The following is a 19,886-nucleotide window of genomic DNA, read 5'->3' as shown; positions in this document are numbered from 1 at the left end:
ATACGGACACTGCCTTGCCCATGACCCTGCGCCAACGCCTGGAAAACCTCCCGGTCGGGCAAAAGCTGCTGGCGGCCCTGCTGGTGCTGCTGGTGACCATTCTGTTGGTGGCCAACCTGACCTTCATCAGCGCCGCCTACTGGATCACCCAGGAGAGCATGGCGCCCCAGGCGCTGCAGACCATCGGCCGACTGATCGCCAACCCGCAGCTGTCGGCGCGTGCCGGCGACAGCGCAAACAGTGCCAATGCACTGCTCAAAGAGCTGGACAGCTACATGCCACTGCGCGCCGCCGCCGTCTACGGCGGTGACGGCCGTATGCTGGCGCAGCTGCAGCACGGCGAACCGCTGGCGTTGCCCAAGCGCTTTCGCAACATCGACGGCTGGCGCCTGATGGAATTTCGCAGCACGCAGTTGATTCGCATCCCCCGCGAAGCCGACCCACCTGCCCACCTGCTGCTGGTGGCCAGCAGCGAACTGCCGACCGCCTTCTACACCGGCACGCTCAGTGCCAGCCTCGGTATCCTGGTGTTCAGCATCCTGCTGTGGATTGTCGTTGCGCGGCAGATCAAGCGCCTGATCACCCAGCCGATCAACCAGCTCGAAGAGCTCAGCCGCCAGGTCACCCGCGAAGAAAGCTACGCCCTGCGTGCCCGCCGCGGCAACGATGACGAAATCGGCAGCCTGGCCGAGGCCTTCAACACCATGCTCTCGCGCATCGAGGCCCGCGAGCAGCAGCTCAAGCGCACCCGCGACGAATTCCAGACCGCCTATGACCAGGCCCAGGGCCTGGCCGAAGAAACCCGCCACACCAACCGCAAGCTGGAGCTGGAAGTCCAGGTGCGTAGCAAGATCGAGAAAAAACTCACAGGCTTCCAGAACTACCTCAACAGCATCATCGACTCCATGCCCTCGGCGCTGATCGCCCTCGACGAGCAGCTCTACGTCACCCAGTGGAACCACGAGGCCACGGTGCTCTCCGGAACACCCTTGGACGAGGCGCTGAACCAGCCGATCTTCATCGCCTTCGAGCCGCTCAAACCGTTTTTGCCGCAGCTCAAGGAAACCGTAGAGAAACACCGGGTGGCGAAAATCGAGCGGGTGACCTGGCCCAAGGGCGAGGACCTGCGCCACTACGCCCTGACGTTCTATCCGCTGATGGGCGGCGGCGGCCGCGGCGTGGTGATCCGCATCGACGACATTACCCAGCGCCTGTCACTGGAAGAAATGATGGTGCAATCGGAAAAGATGCTCTCGGTGGGCGGCCTGGCCGCGGGCATGGCGCACGAGATCAACAACCCGCTGGGGGCGATCCTGCATAACGTGCAGAATATTCGTCGGCGCCTGTCCCCGGAGTTGCCGCGCAACCAGGAGCAGGCCGAAGAGCTGGGCATCGACCTGCCCACCGTCAACCGTTACCTCGAAAGCCGCGAAGTGCCGCAACTGCTCGACGGCATTCAACAGGCCGGCGCCAGGGCGGCCAAGATAGTCACCCACATGCTCAGTTTCAGCCGCCGCAGCAACCGCCAGTTGGCACCTTGCGACCTGCCAGCGCTGATCGACCAGGCTGTGGAAATCGCCAGCAACGACTTCGACCTGACCATTGGCTTTGACTTCAAGGGCCAGGCCATTGTCCGCCAGTTCGACCCTAACCTTGGGCCAGTGCCTTGCACCGCCAACGAGCTGGAACAAGTGCTGCTCAACCTGCTGAAAAATGCCGCCCAGGCCATCCACCTGCGCCCGCAACCCAGCGAGCCCGGCCGAATCACCCTGCGCACCCGGCTCAACCCGCCCTGGGCCGAAATCCAGGTCGAGGACAACGGCGTGGGCATGCCTGAAGCGGTGCGCAAGCGCACCTTCGAGCCGTTCTTCACCACCAAGGAGATCGGCCAGGGCACAGGCCTTGGCCTTTCGGTTTCGTATTTCATCATCACCAACAACCACAAGGGGCAGATGGAGGTGCAGTCCACGCCCGGCCAGGGCACCTGCTTCACCTTGCGCCTGCCCCTCGGCCAGCCGGCAGCGACGGCACCAAACACCACGGAGGCATGACATGGGCTACCGCCTGTCGAAGATCTACACCCGCACTGGCGACAAAGGCGAAACCGGCCTGGGCGACGGCCGCCGGGTGCCCAAGGACCACCCGCGTATCGAAGCCATCGGCGAGGTGGATAGCCTCAACAGCCAGTTAGGGGTGCTGCTCGCCGGCCTGGCTGAGCAGGGGCTGGACGAAGTGAGCGATGTGCTTGCGCCCTGTCAGCACCGCTTGTTCGACCTCGGTGGCGAGCTGGCAATGCCCAGCTACCAGGCGTTGAACCAGGCCGAGGTGGAGCGGCTGGAAGCGGCAATTGACGAGTGGAACGAAGAGCTGGGGCCGTTGAAGAATTTCATCCTGCCCAGTGGTTCGGCGTTGGTGGCGCAGGCGCATGTGTGCCGGTGCCTGGCGCGCAGTGCGGAGCGGCGGTGTCAGCAACTGAATGCGCTGGAGCCGTTGGAGGGTGCTGGGTTGGCGTATATCAACCGGCTGTCGGATCTGTTGTTTGTGGCAGCGCGGATCATTGGGCGGCGGCAGGGGGTTGCCGAGGTGTTGTGGCAGCCTGCTGAGAAGCCTCAGGGCTGAGCGTGCTGGGGCTGCTACGCAGCCCATTCGCGGGCAAGCCCGCTCCCACCGGGCCCTGACAAGGTCTGAGCCTGCGCAGTTACCTGTGGGAGCGGGCTTGCCCGCGAATGGGCCGCACCGCGGCCCCAATCACAAGCGACTCAGAGCTCAGGCCAGAACGCCCGGATCCCGGCCACACCCTGCGCGCCCGCCTCCCAGGCCCGCTCACGATCACCCGGCCCTACCCCACCCAGCAAGAACACTGGCCGGCTGAAACCTGCAATCGCCCGCTGCGCCGCTTCCCACCCCAAAGGCACCGCTTCAGGATGCGTCTGGGTCGCCTGCACCGGCGACAAGGTGACAAAATCGACCCCCATCTGCTCGGCCAATGCCAGCTCTTCGGCACTGTGGCAGGACGCCGCCAACCAGCGGTGCTCAGGGAACGGTCGCCCCTTGGCCGCATACTTGCGCAACTGCGCAGCCGTCAGGTGCCAACCAGCCGACGGGAAGTCGCCCAGCCACTCCAGCGGCCCTTTGAGCATCAACTGGGCCTTGCCACCGCACAGGCCGACCGCATCCACCGCCACATCGCGATACTTGGGGTCGTACATGTCCGGCGCTCGCAGCTGGATCAGCCGGGTGCCGTCGGCCACGGCCTTCTGTATGCCTTTGAGCATCTGCGGCACTTCCAGGCCCTCCGGCGTGATCAGGTACTGATCCGGCAGCCGTGCAGCGGCAACAATCGGCCTGTTGGCGGCAGGGAAGTCGTACTGCGCGAGGTCGCGCGGTGCTACCCACTCCAAAGGCTGGCCCTCGGCGCCATGGGGTTCACCCGTGAACGCTTCGACAACGCGAACGTCCAGCAGCACCTGTTTGTCCGGGTAGTCATGGCTGACCTTGATCAGCGCCCGCGACCGGGTCACGTCGATACCCAGTTCCTCGCGCAGCTCACGGGCCAGCGCCGCCTCGACGCTTTCGCCCTCTTCCACCTTGCCACCCGGGAACTCCCAAAGGCCGCCCTGGTGCTGGGTATCTGCCCGCCGCGCAATCAGAATGCGGCCATCGGCACCGCGGATCACCGCTGCTGCTACATGAATGCGTTTCACCCTTCGCGCTCCGCCAGGCCAGCCTGCTGCCAGGCTTTGAACGCCGGCCATTGGTAAATAGTCTCGATGTAAGCCGCCGCCTCTGCCGGGACTTCGACGCGGTAGCTGCGCAAGCGCACGGCCACCGGGGCGAAGTAGGCATCGACCAGGGTCGGCTTGCCGAACAGGAACGGGCCCGTGTCCTTGGCGACCAGGCGGCATTCGGACCACAGCGCGACGATACGGTCGATGTCGATCTGCACCTCCAGCGGCACAGACTCGAGGGCCTGGTCACGGGATAGATCGAACGGCATCGCCCCGCGCAAGGCGAAGAAGCCGCTGTGCATCTGCGCGCAGGCCGAACGGGCTTGGGCACGGGCGGCCACGTCGGCGGGCCACAGCTGCGCTTCGGGGTGGCGTTCGTTGAGGTATTCGGCGATGGCCAGGGAGTCGGCGATCACGCCATGCGCGGTCTTGAGCAGCGGCACTTTGCCGGTGGCAGAGTAGGCAAGCAGGCGCTGACGGGTGTCGGGCTGGTTGAGTTTGATCAGGGTTTCTTCGTAGGGGACGCCGGCCAGTTCAAGGGCCAGGGCGCCGCGTAGCGACCAGGAAGAGTACAGCTTGTCGCCGATGATCAGGTGATAGCTCATGGTTCGGCTCCATTTGTCGGGGTTTTGGGGCTGCTTCCCAGCCCTTCGCGAAGCAAGGCCGCTCCTACAGGTACAGCGCAGACCGGTGTAGGAGCGGCCTTGTGCCGCGAAGGGCCGCAAAGCGGCCCCAATTGAATCAGGTGCGGTATTCGGCGTTGATCTTCACGTACTCGTGGGACAGGTCGGTGGTCCAGATGGTTTCGCTGCAGGCACCACGGCCCAGTTCGATGCGGATGGTGATCTCTTCCTGGGCCATGACCGCAGAGCCTTGCGCTTCGGTGTAGCTCGGGCTGCGCCCGCCTTGGCTGGCAATGCAGACGTTGTCCAGGTACACATCGATCAGGCTGACATCCAGCTCCGGCACGCCAGCACGGCCGACGGCGGCCAGGATGCGGCCCCAGTTGGGGTCAGAGGCGAACAGCGCGGTCTTGATCAGCGGCGAGTGAGCGACGGCGTAACCGACGTCCAGGCATTCCTGGTGGTTACCACCCCCGTTGACCTGCACCGTGACGAACTTGGTGGCGCCTTCGCCATCACGGACGATGGCCTGGGCCACCTCCATGCACACGTCGAACACCGCCTTTTTCAGGGCTTCGAACAGCGCACCGCTGGCTTCGGTGACTTCAGGCAGGTTGGCCTTGCCGGTGGCGATCAGCATGCAGCAGTCGTTGGTCGAGGTGTCGCCATCGATGGTGATGCGGTTGAACGACTTGTTGGCGCCGTCGAGCATCAGGTCCTTGAGCACCTTGGGTGCGACCTTGGCGTCAGTGGCGATGTAGCCGAGCATGGTGGCCATGTTCGGGCGGATCATGCCGGCGCCTTTGCTGATGCCGGTCACGGTCACGGTCACGCCATCGTGCTGGAACTGGCGGCTGGCACCCTTGGGCAGGGTGTCGGTGGTCATGATGCCGGTGGCGGCTTCAGCCCAGTTGTTTTCCGACAGGTTGTCCAGGGCGGCCTGCAGGGCGCCTTCGATCTTCTCGACCGGCAGCGGTTCGCCGATTACGCCAGTGGAGAACGGCAATACCGACTCGGCCGGCACGCCGGTCAGCTCGGCAAGCTTGGCGCAGGTGCGCTCGGCAGCGGCCAGGCCCGGTGCACCGGTACCGGCGTTGGCGTTGCCGGTGTTGGTCAGCAGGTAACGCACAGTGCCCTGAACACGCTGCTTGGAGAGGATCACCGGTGCTGCGCAGAAGGCGTTGAGGGTGAACACGCCAGCGACGCTGGAGCCTTCGGCACAGCGCATGACCACCACATCCTTGCGCCCAGGGCGCTTGATGCCGGCAGAAGCGATGCCGAGTTCAAAACCCGGAACCGGGTGCAGGGTGGGCAAAGGACCAAGACCAACAGCCATTAGAGCGCTCCTAGAAAAACGGTGAAATGATGATGGAAGAGCGGGGCCGCTTCGCGACCCATTCGCGGCACAAGGCCGCTCCCACAGGGCAAGCGCAGCCTTCTGAGCCGGTGCGGTCCCTGTGGGAGCGGCCTTGTGCCGCGAATGGGCCGCACAGCGGCCCCGTTTGTCACGTTACTGCGACTGGCTCAGATCACTCGATCTGCCCGTGGCAATGCTTGAACTTCTTGCCCGAACCGCACCAGCATGGCTCGTTACGGCCCAGCTTCTGGTCGTTGCGCACCGGCGCTGCGGCCACGGCCACTTCGGCGCCCTCCTCGTTCAGCGCTTCGCTTTCAAGGCCTGGCGCGGCAGCATGCTGGAACTGCATGCGGCTGGCCAGCTCTTCGGCTTCGCGGCGCAGGCGGGCTTCTTCTTCGATCGGGTCTTCGCGGCGCACCTGAACGTGCGACAACACGCGGATGGTGTCGCGCTTGATCGACTCGAGCAGCTCCTGGAACAAGGTGAACGACTCGCGCTTGTACTCCTGCTTCGGGTTCTTCTGCGCATAACCGCGCAGGTGAATGCCGTGGCGCAGGTGGTCCATGGTCGACAGGTGGTCTTTCCACAGGTCGTCCAGCACGCGCAGCAGAATCTGCTTCTCGAAGGTACGCAGGGCGTCGATGCCGGCCTGGTCTTCCTTCTCGGTGTAGGCGCTGGTGATCTCGCTCAGCAGCTTCTCGCGCAGGGTCTCTTCGTAGAGGTGGTCGTCCTCGTCGAGCCATTGCTGGATCGGCAGCTTCATGGCGAAATCGCTCGACAGCGAGGCTTCCAGGCCGGCCACGTCCCACTGCTCGGGCAGCGATTGCGGCGGGATGTGCTGGCTGATGGTAGCGTCCAGCACTTCCTTGCGGAATTCGGCGATGGTATCGCCAATGTTCTCAGCCGCCAGCAGGCTGTTGCGCATGTGGTAGATCACCTTGCGCTGCTCGTTGGCCACGTCATCGTATTCAAGCAACTGCTTGCGGATGTCGAAGTTGCGGCCCTCGACCTTGCGCTGGGCTTTTTCGATGGCGTTGGTGACCATGCGATGCTCGATCGCCTCGCCAGACTGCATGCCCAGCGCCTTCATGAAGTTCTTCACCCGGTCAGAGGCGAAGATGCGCATCAGGCTGTCTTCGAGCGACAGGTAGAAGCGGCTGGAGCCCGGGTCACCCTGACGGCCGGAACGACCACGCAGCTGGTTGTCGATACGGCGCGACTCGTGACGCTCGGAAGCGATCACGTGCAGGCCGCCCGACTCGATCACCTGCTGGTGACGCTTCTGCCAGTCGGCCTTGATCTGGGCGATCTGCTCAGGGGTCGGGTTGTCCAGAACGGCCACTTCGGCCTCCCAGTTACCGCCCAGCAGAATGTCGGTACCACGGCCGGCCATGTTGGTGGCGATGGTCAACGCGCCTGGCGCACCGGCCTGGGCGATGATCTCGGCTTCCTTCTCGTGGTACTTGGCGTTGAGCACCTTGTGCTCGATGCCTTCCTTCAGCAGAAGGTTGGACATGTGCTCGGAGGTCTCGATGGTGGCGGTACCCACCAGCACCGGACGGCCCTGGGTCATGCTCTCTTTGATGTCGGCAATGATCGCGGCGTATTTCTCGTCGGCGGTCAGGTACACCAGGTCGTTGAAGTCCTTACGCGCCAACGGCTTGTTCGGCGGGATCACCATCACGTTGAGGCCGTAGATCGACTGGAACTCGAACGCTTCGGTGTCGGCGGTACCGGTCATGCCGGACAGCTTGGTGTAAAGACGGAAGTAGTTCTGGAAGGTGGTCGACGCCAGGGTCTGGCTCTCGGCCTGAATGTTCAGGTTTTCTTTGGCCTCGATGGCCTGGTGCAGGCCTTCGGACAGGCGACGGCCAGGCATGGTACGGCCGGTGTGCTCGTCGATCAGCAGGACTTGGCCATCCTGGACGATGTACTCGACGTTACGGTGGAACAGTTTGTGCGCGCGCAGGCCGGCGTAGACGTGGGTCAGCAGGCCCAGGTTGTGCGCCGAGTAGAGGCTCTCGCCTTCGGCCAGCAGGCCAGCCTGGGTGAGCATCTCTTCGATGAACTGGTGACCGGCTTCGTTGAGTTCGACCTGGCGGCTCTTCTCATCGATGGTGAAGTGGCCTTCCTGGGTGACCTGGCCTTCGACTTCTTCGATGTGCTGGGTCAGGCGTGGGATCAGGCGGTTGATCTCGATGTACAGCTTGGAGCTGTCCTCGGCCTGACCAGAGATGATCAGCGGGGTACGGGCTTCGTCGATGAGGATCGAGTCGACTTCGTCGATCACCGCGAAGTTGAGTTCACGCTGGAACTTCTCTTCCTGGCTGAACGCCATGTTGTCGCGCAGGTAGTCGAAACCGAATTCGTTGTTGGTGCCGTAGGTGATGTCGGAGGCGTAGGCAGCGCGCTTTTCTTCCGGCGGCTGGAAGGCCGAGACGATGCCCACGGACAGGCCGAGGAACTCGTACAGCGGGCGCATCCAGTTGGCGTCACGGCGGGCCAGGTAGTCGTTGACGGTGACCACGTGCACGCCTTTGCCGGACAATGCGTTGAGGTAGACGGCCAGGGTACCGACCAAGGTCTTGCCTTCACCGGTGCGCATTTCTGCGATCATGCCCTCGTGCAGGGTCATGCCGCCGATCAGCTGCACGTCGAAGTGGCGCATGCCCATGACGCGCTTGCCGGCCTCACGGGCGACAGCGAAGGCTTCGGGCAGCAATTGGTCCAGTGTCTCGCCTTTGGCCAAGCGCTCCTTGAACTCTGCGGTCTTGCCCCGCAGTTGCTCATCGGAGAGGGCCACCATCTTCTCTTCGAAGGCATTGACGATAGTCACCGTCTTGAGCATGCGTTTGACTTCACGCTCATTCTTGCTTCCAAAAAGTTTCTTTAACAAAGGCGCAAACATATCGGCAGGATCTTCCACACGTAGGGATGGAGGGCGGCCCCATGAGTCGCCCGTGCAGCCCTGAGGCCGCATGCGAACGAGCATTCTACCCGGAAACGATGGTGAGGAAAGTGGTGGATTTCCACGATGCTGATACAGCGTTTTGGCAGGGGCGTTTCTTAGATAGGGTCATTTTCCCTGAGTTCAAGGCTCAGCAAGATGAAACGTATCGAGAATGAGTCTTACCTTGCGTGGTCTGTACCGGCGAAGAGGCCGGTGCAGGCAACAGAGGTGTTAAACTGCCGCTCTTGTAACCTCCTGCGACCACCATGGCCTACAAACCCTCCCCTGCCCAGCTACCGTCCGCCCTGCTGCGCCAGGTGCGCCCGCTGCGCCTGCTGCTGAACCAGGCCGAACGCCTGGAACACCTGCAGCGCCTGCTGGAAAGCCAGCTGCAACCGGCTGCCCGCGAGCACTGCCACGTGGCATCGTGGCGTGATGGCGTATTGTTGCTGGTGGTTACCGACGGCCATTGGGCTACTCGCTTGCGCTATCAGCAAAAGCGCCTCATGCGCGAATTGCAGGCCATGGAAGCGTTCGGCAACCTGCGGCGCATCTTGTACAAGGTGCAACCGCCATTGGTGCCTGCCAAGCGTGGCGGGCATGCTGCGGCGCTGTCGAGCAATGCCGCCGAAAGCCTTCGCGATACCGCCGAGGGGATTGCCGACCCGAAATTGCGCGCTGCCCTGGAACGCCTTGCCAGCCACGCCCGGGATAAAGGCTGAAATAAAAAAGGCCACCCGAAGGTGGCCTTAATGAACTAGAGAGTGTTCGAACTTACACGGCCGCAACAGGGCGCATGTACGAGATCGGTGCCGTGCTGGCATCTTCGAAAGTGACCACTTCCCAGGCATCGGTTTCAGCAATGAGCTTGCGCAACAGTTGGTTGTTCAGCGCGTGCCCGGACTTGTAGCCCTTGAACTCGCCGATCAGGCTGTTGCCCAGCAGGTAGAGGTCACCGATGGCGTCGAGAATCTTGTGCTTCACGAATTCGTCTTCATAGCGAAGACCGTCTTCGTTCAACACGCCTGTCTCGTCTACCACGATGGCGTTTTCCACACTGCCGCCCAACGCAAGGTTATGCTTGCGCAGGTACTCGATGTCCCGCATGAAACCGAAGGTGCGGGCACGGCTGACTTCTTTCACGAACGACGTGCTGGAAAAATCGACACTGGCGCTCTGGGTCCGGCCGCTGACGACCGGGTGATCGAAGTCGATCTCGAAGCTCACCTTGAACCCGTCGAAAGGCAGGAAGGTAGCGCGCTTGTCGCCCTCCTCCACTGTCACTTCGCGCAGGATGCGGATGAACTTCTTGGCTGCGTCCTGTTCTTCCAGGCCGGCAGACTGAATCAGGAATACAAAGGGTCCGGCGCTGCCATCCATGATCGGCACTTCCGAGGCGGAGAGCTCGACGTAGGCGTTATCGATGCCCAGGCCCGCCATGGCGGAGAGCAGGTGCTCGACCGTATCGACCTTGACGTCACCGTTGACCAACGTCGTCGACATGGTTGTCTCGCCAACGTTGGCCGCACGCGCTGCGATTTCGACCACAGGGTCGAGATCAGCGCGGCGGAAGACGATGCCGGTGTCAACAGGTGCAGGCTTGAGGGTCAGGTATACCTTCTCCCCGGAGTGCAGACCGACACCTGTGGCACGGATGGTATTCTTCAGGGTGCGTTGTTTAATCATGGCATTGGCCGCTTCAGCGCAAATTGCGAACAGGTATCAACAAAGGCTGGGGATGATAACAGACCCGACCTTTGCTGAATACCAATCACCTTTATACCCCTGATAAATTCCATTAATCAGCCTGACGACGCAGGAAAGCCGGGATATCAAGGTAGTCCAGGTCATCCTGAGGGTTGAGTTTAGCTGCCGCGGCGGCACCTGCATGGGCCTGGTTGCGCATTACAGTCGGGCGCTCCAGGTCACGGTAGTTGACCGCAGGCTGCTCCTGGCGAACCGGTGCCGGGTTGGAAGCCTCGTACGCCTGTTGAGCGGTCTGCAGGGTGTTGTCCACCACCTTGACCGGCTTCTCGATGCGTGCGCCCAGGCCAGTGGCGACCACGGTGACGTGCAGCTCATCGCGCATGTCTGGGTCGATCACGGTGCCGACCTTGACCATCGCGTGGTCAGAGGCGAAGGCTTCGATAATGCTACCTACGTCGGAGTACTCACCCAGCGACAGGTCAGGGCCGGCGGTGATGTTCACCAGGATGCCGCGGGCGCCCTGCAGGTTGACGTCTTCGAGCAACGGGTTGCGGATCGCCGCCTCGGTGGCTTCACGCGCACGGTTTGGGCCGCTGGCGCAGCCAGTACCCATCATCGCCATGCCCATCTCACCCATCACGGTACGCACGTCGGCGAAGTCGACGTTGATCATGCCAGGGCGCTTGATGATGTCGGAGATACCGCGCACGGCACCGGCCAGCACGTCGTCAGCCTTGGCAAAGGCGGACAGCAGGCTGGCATCCTTGCCCAGGATGGTCAGCAGCTTCTCGTTGGGGATGGTGATCAGCGAGTCGACGCTCTCGGCCAGCATGCGGATGCCTTCATCGGCGATCTGCATACGTTTGCGACCTTCGAACGGGAACGGACGGGTCACCACGGCGACGGTGAGAATGCCCATTTCCTTCGCCACTTCGGCGATGATCGGGGCTGCACCGGTACCGGTACCGCCACCCATGCCGGTGGTGATGAACACCATGTTGGTGCCCTGCAGCACCTCGGCGATGCGCTCACGGTCTTCCAGCGCGGCCTGACGGCCGACTTCTGGATTGGCACCTGCACCCAGGCCTTTGGTCACGCCAGTGCCCAATTGCAGGATGGTGCGCGCGCCGATGTTTTTCAGCGCCTGAGCATCCGTGTTGGCGCAGATGAATTCCACGCCTTCGATGCTGCTTTTGACCATGTGGTTGACGGCGTTGCCGCCACCACCGCCAACGCCGATCACTTTAATGACCGGACTTTGCGGGACGTTGTCTACGAGCTCGAACATTTTCCCTCTCCTTACAGTTCTCTAGTTGTTGCGCCTACCACTACTGCTTTGAAACTTAGAAATTGCCCTGGACCCACCGCTTGAAGCGCTCAAGCACTGGGGCCTTCGGTTCATCGCCATAGCTGTTGCTGCTGCTGTTGCTGTTACCGGTCAGGACCATGTCCTCGGACTGCTTCAGCAGGCCGTAGGTGAGCAGGCCCACGCCGGTGGAATAGATCGGGTTGCGCACCACGTCGCTCAGCCCCCGAACGCTGTGCGGTACGCCCAGGCGTACCGGCATGTGGAAGATTTCCTCGGCCAGTTCAACGGCGCCTTCCATCTTCGCGGTGCCGCCGGTCAGGACGATGCCGGCCGGCACCAGGTCCTCGTAGCCGCTACGGCGCAGTTCGGCCTGGATCAGGGTGAACAGCTCGTCGTAACGCGGCTCCACCACCTCGGCCAGGGCCTGGCGCGACAGCTCGCGCGGTGGGCGATCACCCACGCTCGGCACCTTGATGGTTTCGCCGGCGCCGGCCAGCTTGGCCAGTGCGCAGGCGTAGCGGATCTTGATTTCTTCGGCGTACTGGGTCGGAGTGCGCAGGGCCATGGCGATGTCGTTGGTCACCTGGTCGCCGGCAATCGGGATGACCGCGGTGTGGCGGATCGCGCCTTCGGTGAAGATGGCGATGTCGGTGGTACCGCCACCGATGTCCACCAGGCACACGCCGAGCTCTTTTTCGTCGTCGGTCAGCACCGAGTAGGCCGAAGCCAGCTGCTCAAGGATGATGTCGTCGATTTCCAGGCCGCAGCGGCGTACGCACTTCTCGATGTTCTGCGCCGCGTTGACCGCACAGGTGACCACGTGGACCTTGGCTTCCAGACGCACGCCGGACATGCCCAGCGGCTCGCGCACGCCTTCCTGGTTGTCGATCACGTAGTCCTGCGGCAGGGTGTGCAGCACGCGCTGATCGGCCGGGATGGCCACGGCCTGGGCGGCGTCGAGCACGCGCTCAAGGTCGGCAACGCTGACCTCACGGTCGCGAATGGCGACAATGCCGTGGGAGTTCAGGCTGCGGATATGGTTGCCCGCCACGCCGACGAAGGCCGAGTGGATGCGGCAGCCCGCCATCAGCTGCGCTTCTTCTACCGCGCGCTGGATCGACTGCACGGTCGACTCGATGTTCACCACCACGCCCTTCTTCAGGCCGCGGGACGGATGGGTACCGATCCCGACGATCTCCAGGGTGCCGTCTTCGCCCACTTCGCCGACCAGCGCCACCACCTTGGAGGTGCCAATGTCCAGCCCGACGATCATTTTGCCGCTATGCGCGTTTGCCATGGTCCTGCCTCTCTCTAATTCTTCGCAACGGCGGGTTGGGCCGTCGTCGGTGCAATCGGTTCCCGCCAACCAACGGCAAGTCCGTTGGCGTATCGCAGATCGATGCGGGCGATGTTGGTGATCTGCTCTTTAAGCGTCTTGTCGTAAATGGCAATGAAACGGCGCATCTTCTCCACCAGATGGTCGCGCCCCAACAGCAGTTCGATGCCTGGCCCGGTGCTGCCCGCACCGGTGGTCAGGAACCAGCTGCCTCGCTCGCGCAGTTCCAGGCGAGCGATGGAAAAGCCCATGGGGCGCAGCATCTGGCTCAATACCTGATACTGCTGCATGACTTGTTGCTGAGCACGCTGCGGCCCAAACAGCTGCGGCAGGTGCTCATAGTTGGCCAGCTCACGCGGGGTAAAGGCCTGGCCCTGGTTATTGAGCAAGGCTTCATCACCCCAGCGTGCCACTGGCAGCTGTTCTTCCAGGCGGATCACCACCTCGTCCGGCCACACGCGCCGCACCTCGGCGTGGGCGATCCACGGCATCTGCTCGAGCTCTGCGCGCATCGCCGGCAGGTCGACACTGAAGAAGCTCGCCGCCATGAACGGGGCGATCCGCTGCTGCACCGCCTGCTGGCTGATGTAGCTGAGGTCGCCCTGCACCGCGATCTTGGTGATCGGCCGGTCGGCGTAGGGCATCAGGCGAATGGCACCTTCATAGGCGCCGAAGCCTGCTGCCACCAGCAGCACCGGCCAAAGCAGGCGCTTGAGTCCACTGAAGTTGGCCTTGGGCAGGCGCGCCGACATGGGCTCTTTGGCCACCATTCGACTGGCACCACGCGGCACCGGCTTGTTACGGCCGGTGGCGGGTTGCTGATGACGTAACATCGCGCCTTGCATGGCTGTTAACCTCGCGTCTCGACGCTGGCGGCCAGGATTGCCAGCACCAATTGCTGGAAGTCCAAGCCGGCCGCGCGGGCCGCCATGGGCACCAGGCTATGATCAGTCATGCCGGGTGCGGTGTTGACTTCGAGCAGCCAGAACCGGCCCTGCTCGTCCTGCATCACATCCAACCGCCCCCAGCCTTCGATGCCGATGGCATCGCAGGCGCGCGCGGTCAGGTCGATGAGTTCCTGTTCCTTGACGCTGTCCAGGCCGCACGGGATGCGGTACTGGGTATCGTTGGCGATGTACTTGGCGTCGTAGTCGTAGAACACGTGCGGCGTACCCAGGGCGATCGGCGGCAGCACCTGGCCGCGCAGTACCGCGATGGTGAACTCCGGCCCGTGGATCCACTGCTCCACCAGTACCTGGGAATCGTATTTGGCGGCGTCCTGCCAGGCGGCGACCAGTTCCTGCTCGCTGTTCACCTTGGCCATGCCGATGCTAGAGCCTTCATGGGCGGGTTTGACGATAAGCGGGAAGCCCAGTTCCGTACTGGCCTTCAAACAATCGCTTTCGCTGGCCAATACCGCGTGGCGCGGGGTCGGAATGCCCAGGCTCTGCCACACCTGCTTGGTGCGCAGTTTGTCCATGGCCAGGGCCGACGCGAGGATGCCGCTGCCGGTGTAAGGGATGCCCAGGCACTCGAGCAGGCCTTGCATGCTGCCGTCTTCACCGCCACGGCCGTGGAGGATGATGAAGGCGCGGTCGATCTTCTCGTGTTGCAGGCGGTCGAGCAGGTCGTCGCCCACATCGATGGCAACCACGTCGACACCGGCGCGGGTCAAGGCGTCGATCACGGCGGCGCCGGACTTGAGCGAGACTTCACGCTCGGCACTCTTGCCGCCGTACAGCACGGCGACGCGGCCGAACGCCTTGACGTCCAGGGTCGAGTGCAGCTTGTCGTAGGCGCTGGTCATTTCGACTTCTCCTGCTTGGCGCCAGCGAACAGCGGGCTTTTCATCAATTGCGGGGCCAGGCCACCGACATCACCGGCACCCTGGCACAGCAGGATGTCGCCGGCACGCAGCAGCGGCTGGACCAGGGGCGCAAGCTCGGCGCCACGTTCGATGTAGATCGGGTCGAGCTTGCCGCGCTGGCGGATGCTGTGGCACAGCTGACGGCTGTCCGCACCCGGAATCGGCTCTTCACCGGCCGGGTAGACTTCCATCAGCAGCAGCACGTTGGCGTCGCCCAGCACTTGTACGAAGTCGTCGTACAGGTCGCGGGTGCGGCTGTAACGGTGCGGCTGGTAGACAATCACCAGGCGGCGGCTTGGCCAGCCCCCGCGCACGGCCTTGATCACCGCAGCCACTTCAGTCGGGTGGTGACCGTAATCGTCGACCAGCATCACGCTGCCGCCGTCGACCGGCAGCTCGCCGTAGACCTGGAAGCGTCGGCCAACGCCCTGGAAGCCGGACAGCCCCTGGACGATGGCCTCGTCGCTGATGCCTTCGTCAGAGGCGATGGCAATGGTTGCCAGGGCATTGAGCACGTTGTGGTTGCCGGGCATGTTCACCGACACCTCCAACGGCTCGCAGTCGCGGCGCAGCACGGTGAAGTGCGTCTGCATGCCCTGCTGGCGCACATTGATGGCGCGGATGTCGGCCTCTTCGCTGAAGCCGTAGGTGACCGTCGGGCGTTTGACCTGCGGCAGGATCTCGCGCACCACCGGGTCGTCCAGACACATCACTGCCAACCCATAGAACGGCAGGTTGTGCAGGAACTCGACGAAGGTTTTCTTCAGTTTGTTGAAGTCACCCTCATAGGTGGCCATGTGGTCGGCGTCGATGTTGGTGACCACGGCGACCATCGGTTGCAGGTGCAGGAAGCTGGCGTCGCTCTCGTCCGCTTCGGCGATCAGGTAGCGGCTGGTGCCCAGCTGGGCATTGGTGCCCGCTGCGGTCAGGCGCCCGCCGATGACGAACGTCGGGTCCAGGCCGCCAGCGGCGAACACCGAGGCCAGCAGGCTGGTGGTGGTGGTCTTGCCGTGCGTGCCGGCAACGGCCACGCCATGGCGGTAGCGCATCAGCTCGGCGAGCATCTCGGCACGCGGCACCACCGGAATACGACGTTCCAGGGCAGTGGCGACTTCCGGGTTGGCCGGGTTGATGGCGCTGGACACGACCAGTACGTCGGCGTTGGCAGCGTTTTCGGCACGGTGGCCAACGAAGATCTCTGCGCCGAACGACTCCAGCCGCTCGGTAACCGGCGAGGCCTTGAGGTCGGAACCGGACACTTCATAGCCCAGGTTCAGCAGTACTTCGGCGATGCCGCACATGCCCACTCCGCCGATACCGACGAAGTGGATGCGACGGATGCGGCCCATTTTTGGCTGCGGCATGGCTTTCTGGCTTTCAACCATGGGCCACCTCCAGGCAGATATCGACCACGGTGCTGGTTGCGGCAGGTTTGGCCAGGCGCCGTGCGGTGCCAGCCATGGTGTTGAGTTTCTCGGGTTGCATCAGCACCTCGTTCAGGCGTTCAGCGAGCTGCGCTGCGCCAGTTGTCGCTTGTGGCATCAGGAAGGCAGCGCCTTCCCGAGCCAGATAGTGGGCGTTGTGGGTCTGGTGATCGTCGATCGCATGGGGCAACGGCACCAGCATCGAAGGCAGGCCCGCCGCCGCGAGTTCGCTGACGGTCAGGGCACCGGCCCGGCACACCACGATGTCGGCCCAGCCATAAGCTTGGGCCATGTCCTTGATGAAAGGCTCTACCTGAGCCTCGACGCCCGCCTCGTGATAACGCTCGGCGGTGATCGGCGCGTGTTGCTTGCCAGCCTGGTGGAACACCTCTGGCCGCAGTGTTGCAGGCACTTCAGACAGGGCCTTAGGCAACAATTTGTTCAATGGTTCCGCACCCAGGCTGCCCCCGAGCACAAGCAGGCGTGCACGGCGTTCGGCCAAGGGTGCGCGTTGCGCGTCCATGAACAGCTCCGGGCGCACCGGGTTGCCGGTGGTGCGGCGTTTTTCGCTGGCCGCGAAGGTGTTCGGGAAAGCTTCGCAGACGCGTGCCGAGAGTGGCACCAGCAACCGATTGGCGGTACCCGCGCGCGCATTCTGTTCGTGAATGACCAGCGGCACACCGCACAGCCGCGCGGCCACACCGCCCGGCCCGGTCACGTAGCCGCCGAAGCCCAGCACGCACACAGGCTTGAGCTGACGAATGATGCGCCGTGCCTGCAGCACCGCCTTGACCAGGGTGAACGGCGCCTTGAGCAGCGACAGCTTGCCCTTGCCGCGCAGGCCGCTGACCTGGATGAGGTGCAACGGCAGACCGGCCTGGGGCACCAGTTCGTTCTCGATGCCTTTCGGCGTGCCCAGCCAGTGCACGTTGTAACCCCGTGCCTGGAATTCCCGGGCGCAGGCCAGGGCCGGGAACACGTGGCCCCCGGTACCGCCTGCCATGATCAGTACGTTTTTGCCGTCAGCGGCCATGACTGGTCTCCTCGGCAAAATCGCTTTCGTTGAATTCGTGTTCCTCGCTGCCCAGGTGCGTGCGGCTCTCCCACTCGATACGCAGCAGCAAGCCCACGCAGGCGCAACAGATCACCAGCGAGCTGCCCCCGTAACTGAGGAACGGCAAGGTCAGGCCCTTGGTCGGCAGCAGGCCGACGTTCACGCCGATATTGATCAGGAACTGGCCGATCCACAGGAAGGCCAGGCCGAATGCCATGTAGGCGGCGAAGAACTGCTTGGCCTTTTCGGCCCACAGGCCGATGTACAGGGCGCGCACGGTGACGAAAACGAACAGTGCGATGGTGACCAGCGAGCCGACCACGCCGAGCTCTTCAGCCAGCACCGAGAACACGAAGTCAGTGTGCGCCTCGGGCAGGTAGAACTGCTTCTGTACGCTGTTGCCCAGGCCAACGCCCAGCCACTCACCGCGGCCGAAAGCGATCAAGGCCTGGGTCAACTGGTAGCCCGAGCCGAACTGGTCGGACCAGGGGTCGGTAAAGGTGATCAAACGTGCCATCCGGTACGGCTGGGCCTGCACCAGGACAAACACCGCGACCACCGCCAGCACCACCATCAAACTGAAGCGGAACAACCCCACCCCGCCGAGGAACAACATGGCCGCCGCAGCGCCCATCATCACCACGGTGGCACCGAAGTCCGGCTCCATCAGCAGCAGGCCAGCCATCGGCAGCAGTACGATGAACGGTTTGAAGAAGCCCATCCAGCTCTCGCGCACCTCGGTCTGCCGGCGCACCAAGTAGCCGGCCAGGTAGATGACCACGAAGACTTTGGCGATCTCCGACGGCTGCACGTTGAAGAAGCTGAAACCGATCCAGCGCATGGAACCGTTCACTTCCCGGCCGATACCCGGCACCAGCACCAGCACCAGCAGGCCGAAAGCGCCCAGCAGCATCATGAAGCCCATGCGCTGCCAGGTGGCAATCGGCACCAGCATGGTGGCGCCGCAGGCGACCAGGCCGATGACCACGTACACCAGGTGACGGAACATGTGGTAAAGCGGGTTACCCGACTGCACCGCGGCCACTTCCGAGGACGCCGAGGTGATCATCACCAGGCCCAGGCCCAGCAATGCCAGGCAGCCGGCAAGCATGGCGAAGTCGAGGTCGATGCCACGGCCGCTGATCAGCGGCGACGGGTACGGCTTGAAGATGCCGAAGATCATGCCAGCCCTCCCGCCGCTTGGGCGAACAGGCGCCCGCGTTCTTCAAAGTTCTTGAACATGTCGAGGCTGGCGCAGGCCGGCGACAACAGCACGGCATCACCCGGCTGAGCCAGGGCGGCGCACTGCTCGACGGCCTCTTCCAGGGTCTTGACCCGCACGTGCGGTACACCTTCGCCCAACGCTTCGGCGAGGCGCTCGGCATCACGGCCCAACAGCACCACCGCACGGCAGAAGCGCGCCACTGGCTCACGCAGCGCGGCAAAGTCAGCACCTTTGCCGTCACCGCCGGCGATCAACACCAGCTTGCCGGCGATATCCGCGCCCAGGCCTTCGATGGCCGCCAGCGCAGCACCGACGTTGGTGGCCTTGGAGTCGTCGTACCAATTGACACCATTGCGCTCGCGCACCCACTGGCAACGATGGGCCAGGCCACCAAACTCGCGCAGGGCGTCGAGCATCGGTGCAAACGGCAAGCCTGCGGCATGGCCGAGGGCCAGGGCTGCGAGGGCGTTGCTGTGGTTGTGCGAACCGCGAATTTTCAGTTCGCGCACGGGCATCAGGTTCTGGAATTCGAAGGCCAGGTACTTCTCGCCATCGACCTCACGCAGGCCGAAGGCCTTGAAGTCCGGTTGGTTCAGGCCAAAGCTCCAGCACGGCCGGCCTTCGACCGGCAATGGCCGGCTCAGCGCGTCCTGGCGGTTTACCACCACCTGATGAGCGCCCCGGAAGATGCGGTGCTTGGCCAGGTGATAAGCCGGCAGGCCGCTGTAGCGGTCCATGTGGTCTTCGCTGATGTTCAGCACGGTGGCGACTTCGGCGTTGAGCTGGTCTGTGGTTTCCAGCTGGAAGCTGGACAGCTCCAGCACATACAGCTCCACCTCATCGCTCAGCAGGTCCAGGGCTGGCGTGCCGAGGTTACCGCCCACGGCCACGCGCTTGCCCGCCTTGGCAGCCATTTCGCCGACCAGGGTGGTGACTGTGCTTTTTGCGTTGGAGCCGCTGATGGCGATGATTGGCGCTTTGGCATGGCGGGCGAACAGCTCGATGTCGCCCGACAGGGCCACACCCCGTGCCGCAGCCTGTTGCAGCGCCGGGGTGGACAAGGCCAGGCCCGGGCTCACGTACAGTTCGTTGGCGCGGCACAGGAAGTCCACGTCCAGCTCGCCACAGCGCACTTCCACCTGCGGGTAATCACGGCGCAGGGTGTCCAGTTCCGGCGGTTGCTCGCGGGTGTCGGCGACCGCAAAGGCAATGCCCCGGCTCGCCAGGAAGCGAACCAGGGACATGCCGCTCTTGCCGAGGCCGACAACGATGCGGAATTGGTCGGAAGCGATCAGTGACACGCTCA

General features: G+C 63.6%; 16 protein-coding genes. 3 read left to right on the top strand and 13 right to left on the bottom strand.

Going from position 1 to position 19,886, the window contains the following annotated elements:
- Nucleotides 1-20: 20 nt before the first annotated feature.
- Together D886_RS0111265 and D886_RS0111260 are read left to right on the top strand one after the other, a co-directional pair.
- The gene (locus D886_RS0111265) at nucleotides 21-2,051 is read left to right on the top strand and encodes an ATP-binding protein (protein ID WP_027594028.1); all 2,031 of its coding nucleotides are present in this window, start codon (nucleotides 21-23) and stop codon (nucleotides 2,049-2,051) included.
- 1 nt (nucleotide 2,052) lies between these two features.
- A complete protein-coding gene (locus D886_RS0111260) occupies nucleotides 2,053-2,619 on the top strand; it encodes a cob(I)yrinic acid a,c-diamide adenosyltransferase (RefSeq protein WP_027594027.1) in 567 nt (188 codons plus the stop codon).
- Between the two features lie 140 nt (nucleotides 2,620-2,759).
- Here D886_RS0111260 and D886_RS0111255 read toward each other — a convergent pair whose 3' ends face one another.
- The 4 genes from D886_RS0111255 to secA all read right to left on the bottom strand — a co-directional run bounded on the left by D886_RS0111255 (nucleotide 2,760) and on the right by secA (nucleotide 8,616).
- A complete protein-coding gene (locus D886_RS0111255) occupies nucleotides 2,760-3,704 on the bottom strand; it encodes a Nudix family hydrolase (protein ID WP_027594026.1) in 945 nt (314 codons plus the stop codon).
- Nucleotides 3,701-4,333 (bottom strand): glutathione S-transferase family protein, encoded by a 633-nt coding sequence (locus D886_RS0111250; RefSeq protein ID WP_027594025.1) that lies wholly within the window; start codon nucleotides 4,331-4,333, stop codon nucleotides 3,701-3,703. The genes D886_RS0111255 and D886_RS0111250 overlap by 4 nt, the downstream gene beginning before the upstream one ends.
- Before the next feature lie 136 nt (nucleotides 4,334-4,469).
- Nucleotides 4,470-5,687, bottom strand: coding sequence for a bifunctional glutamate N-acetyltransferase/amino-acid acetyltransferase ArgJ (gene argJ, locus D886_RS0111245; protein WP_027594024.1), 1,218 nt, complete (start codon nucleotides 5,685-5,687; stop codon nucleotides 4,470-4,472).
- A 193-nt stretch (nucleotides 5,688-5,880) separates the two neighbouring features.
- Entirely contained in the window at nucleotides 5,881-8,616 is a 2,736-nt protein-coding gene (gene secA / locus D886_RS0111240; protein ID WP_027594023.1) for a preprotein translocase subunit SecA, read from the bottom strand.
- Between the two features lie 308 nt (nucleotides 8,617-8,924).
- Between secA and D886_RS0111230 the strand changes: the two genes are divergently transcribed.
- Nucleotides 8,925-9,380: a DUF721 domain-containing protein gene (locus D886_RS0111230; protein WP_027594022.1), complete on the top strand. Its 456-nt coding sequence runs from the start codon at nucleotides 8,925-8,927 to the stop codon at nucleotides 9,378-9,380.
- A gap of 52 nt (nucleotides 9,381-9,432) precedes the next feature.
- Here the strand turns inward: D886_RS0111230 and lpxC are convergent, their stop codons facing one another.
- The 9 genes from lpxC to murD form a co-directional block, all read right to left on the bottom strand.
- Complete coding sequence (gene lpxC, locus D886_RS0111225; protein WP_027594021.1) at nucleotides 9,433-10,344, bottom strand: UDP-3-O-acyl-N-acetylglucosamine deacetylase; 912 nt, start codon at nucleotides 10,342-10,344, stop codon at nucleotides 9,433-9,435.
- Nucleotides 10,345-10,456: 112 nt separating this feature from the next.
- On the bottom strand, nucleotides 10,457-11,653 hold the full coding sequence (gene ftsZ, locus D886_RS0111220) for a cell division protein FtsZ (RefSeq protein ID WP_003251871.1): 1,197 nt from the start codon (nucleotides 11,651-11,653) through the stop codon (nucleotides 10,457-10,459).
- A 55-nt stretch (nucleotides 11,654-11,708) separates the two neighbouring features.
- Entirely contained in the window at nucleotides 11,709-12,971 is a 1,263-nt protein-coding gene (ftsA, locus tag D886_RS0111215) for a cell division protein FtsA (RefSeq protein WP_027594020.1), read from the bottom strand.
- Between the two features lie 14 nt (nucleotides 12,972-12,985).
- Entirely contained in the window at nucleotides 12,986-13,855 is an 870-nt protein-coding gene (locus D886_RS0111210; protein ID WP_027594019.1) for a cell division protein FtsQ/DivIB, read from the bottom strand.
- Nucleotides 13,856-13,860: 5 nt separating this feature from the next.
- Nucleotides 13,861-14,817, bottom strand: a complete 957-nt coding sequence (locus tag D886_RS0111205) for a D-alanine--D-alanine ligase (RefSeq protein ID WP_027594018.1) — start codon at nucleotides 14,815-14,817, stop codon at nucleotides 13,861-13,863.
- A complete protein-coding gene (gene murC, locus D886_RS0111200; protein WP_027594017.1) occupies nucleotides 14,814-16,262 on the bottom strand; it encodes a UDP-N-acetylmuramate--L-alanine ligase in 1,449 nt (482 codons plus the stop codon). The genes D886_RS0111205 and murC overlap by 4 nt, the downstream gene beginning before the upstream one ends.
- On the bottom strand, nucleotides 16,255-17,334 hold the full coding sequence (gene murG / locus D886_RS0111195; protein WP_027594016.1) for an undecaprenyldiphospho-muramoylpentapeptide beta-N-acetylglucosaminyltransferase: 1,080 nt from the start codon (nucleotides 17,332-17,334) through the stop codon (nucleotides 16,255-16,257). The genes murC and murG overlap by 8 nt, the downstream gene beginning before the upstream one ends.
- Nucleotides 17,324-18,538 carry a putative lipid II flippase FtsW gene (gene ftsW, locus D886_RS0111190; protein WP_027594015.1) on the bottom strand — a complete coding sequence of 405 codons (1,215 nt, stop codon included), beginning with the start codon at nucleotides 18,536-18,538 and terminating at the stop codon, nucleotides 17,324-17,326. The genes murG and ftsW overlap by 11 nt, the downstream gene beginning before the upstream one ends.
- The gene (gene murD, locus D886_RS0111185) at nucleotides 18,535-19,881 is read right to left on the bottom strand and encodes a UDP-N-acetylmuramoyl-L-alanine--D-glutamate ligase (RefSeq protein ID WP_027594014.1); all 1,347 of its coding nucleotides are present in this window, start codon (nucleotides 19,879-19,881) and stop codon (nucleotides 18,535-18,537) included. Before murD ends, ftsW begins: the two co-directional genes overlap by 4 nt.
- Nucleotides 19,882-19,886 lie beyond the last annotated feature (5 nt).

The sequence above is a fragment of the Pseudomonas sp. LAIL14HWK12:I7 genome (genome assembly GCF_000483465.1).
In the GTDB taxonomy this organism is placed as follows: Bacteria; Pseudomonadota; Gammaproteobacteria; order Pseudomonadales; family Pseudomonadaceae; genus Aquipseudomonas; species Aquipseudomonas kermanshahensis.
The sequence above is the reverse complement of the archived record's forward strand: the minus strand, read 5'-3'. Positions and strand labels throughout refer to the sequence as shown.

Coding starts and splice junctions, on each gene's coding strand:
- argJ (WP_027594024.1), bottom strand. CDS start 5,687: ATGGCTGTTGGTCTTGGTCCTTTGCCCACCCTGCACCCGGTTCCGGGT.
- D886_RS0111260 (WP_027594027.1), top strand. CDS start 2,053: ATGGGCTACCGCCTGTCGAAGATCTACACCCGCACTGGCGACAAAGGC.
- murC (WP_027594017.1), bottom strand. CDS start 16,262: ATGGTTGAAAGCCAGAAAGCCATGCCGCAGCCAAAAATGGGCCGCATC.
- ftsA (WP_027594020.1), bottom strand. CDS start 12,971: ATGGCAAACGCGCATAGCGGCAAAATGATCGTCGGGCTGGACATTGGC.
- D886_RS0111265 (WP_027594028.1), top strand. CDS start 21: ATGACCCTGCGCCAACGCCTGGAAAACCTCCCGGTCGGGCAAAAGCTG.
- ftsW (WP_027594015.1), bottom strand. CDS start 18,538: ATGATCTTCGGCATCTTCAAGCCGTACCCGTCGCCGCTGATCAGCGGC.
- D886_RS0111250 (WP_027594025.1), bottom strand. CDS start 4,333: ATGAGCTATCACCTGATCATCGGCGACAAGCTGTACTCTTCCTGGTCG.
- secA (WP_027594023.1), bottom strand. CDS start 8,616: ATGTTTGCGCCTTTGTTAAAGAAACTTTTTGGAAGCAAGAATGAGCGT.
- D886_RS0111210 (WP_027594019.1), bottom strand. CDS start 13,855: ATGCAAGGCGCGATGTTACGTCATCAGCAACCCGCCACCGGCCGTAAC.
- ftsZ (WP_003251871.1), bottom strand. CDS start 11,653: ATGTTCGAGCTCGTAGACAACGTCCCGCAAAGTCCGGTCATTAAAGTG.
- D886_RS0111230 (WP_027594022.1), top strand. CDS start 8,925: ATGGCCTACAAACCCTCCCCTGCCCAGCTACCGTCCGCCCTGCTGCGC.
- lpxC (WP_027594021.1), bottom strand. CDS start 10,344: ATGATTAAACAACGCACCCTGAAGAATACCATCCGTGCCACAGGTGTC.
- D886_RS0111205 (WP_027594018.1), bottom strand. CDS start 14,817: ATGACCAGCGCCTACGACAAGCTGCACTCGACCCTGGACGTCAAGGCG.
- murG (WP_027594016.1), bottom strand. CDS start 17,334: ATGGCCGCTGACGGCAAAAACGTACTGATCATGGCAGGCGGTACCGGG.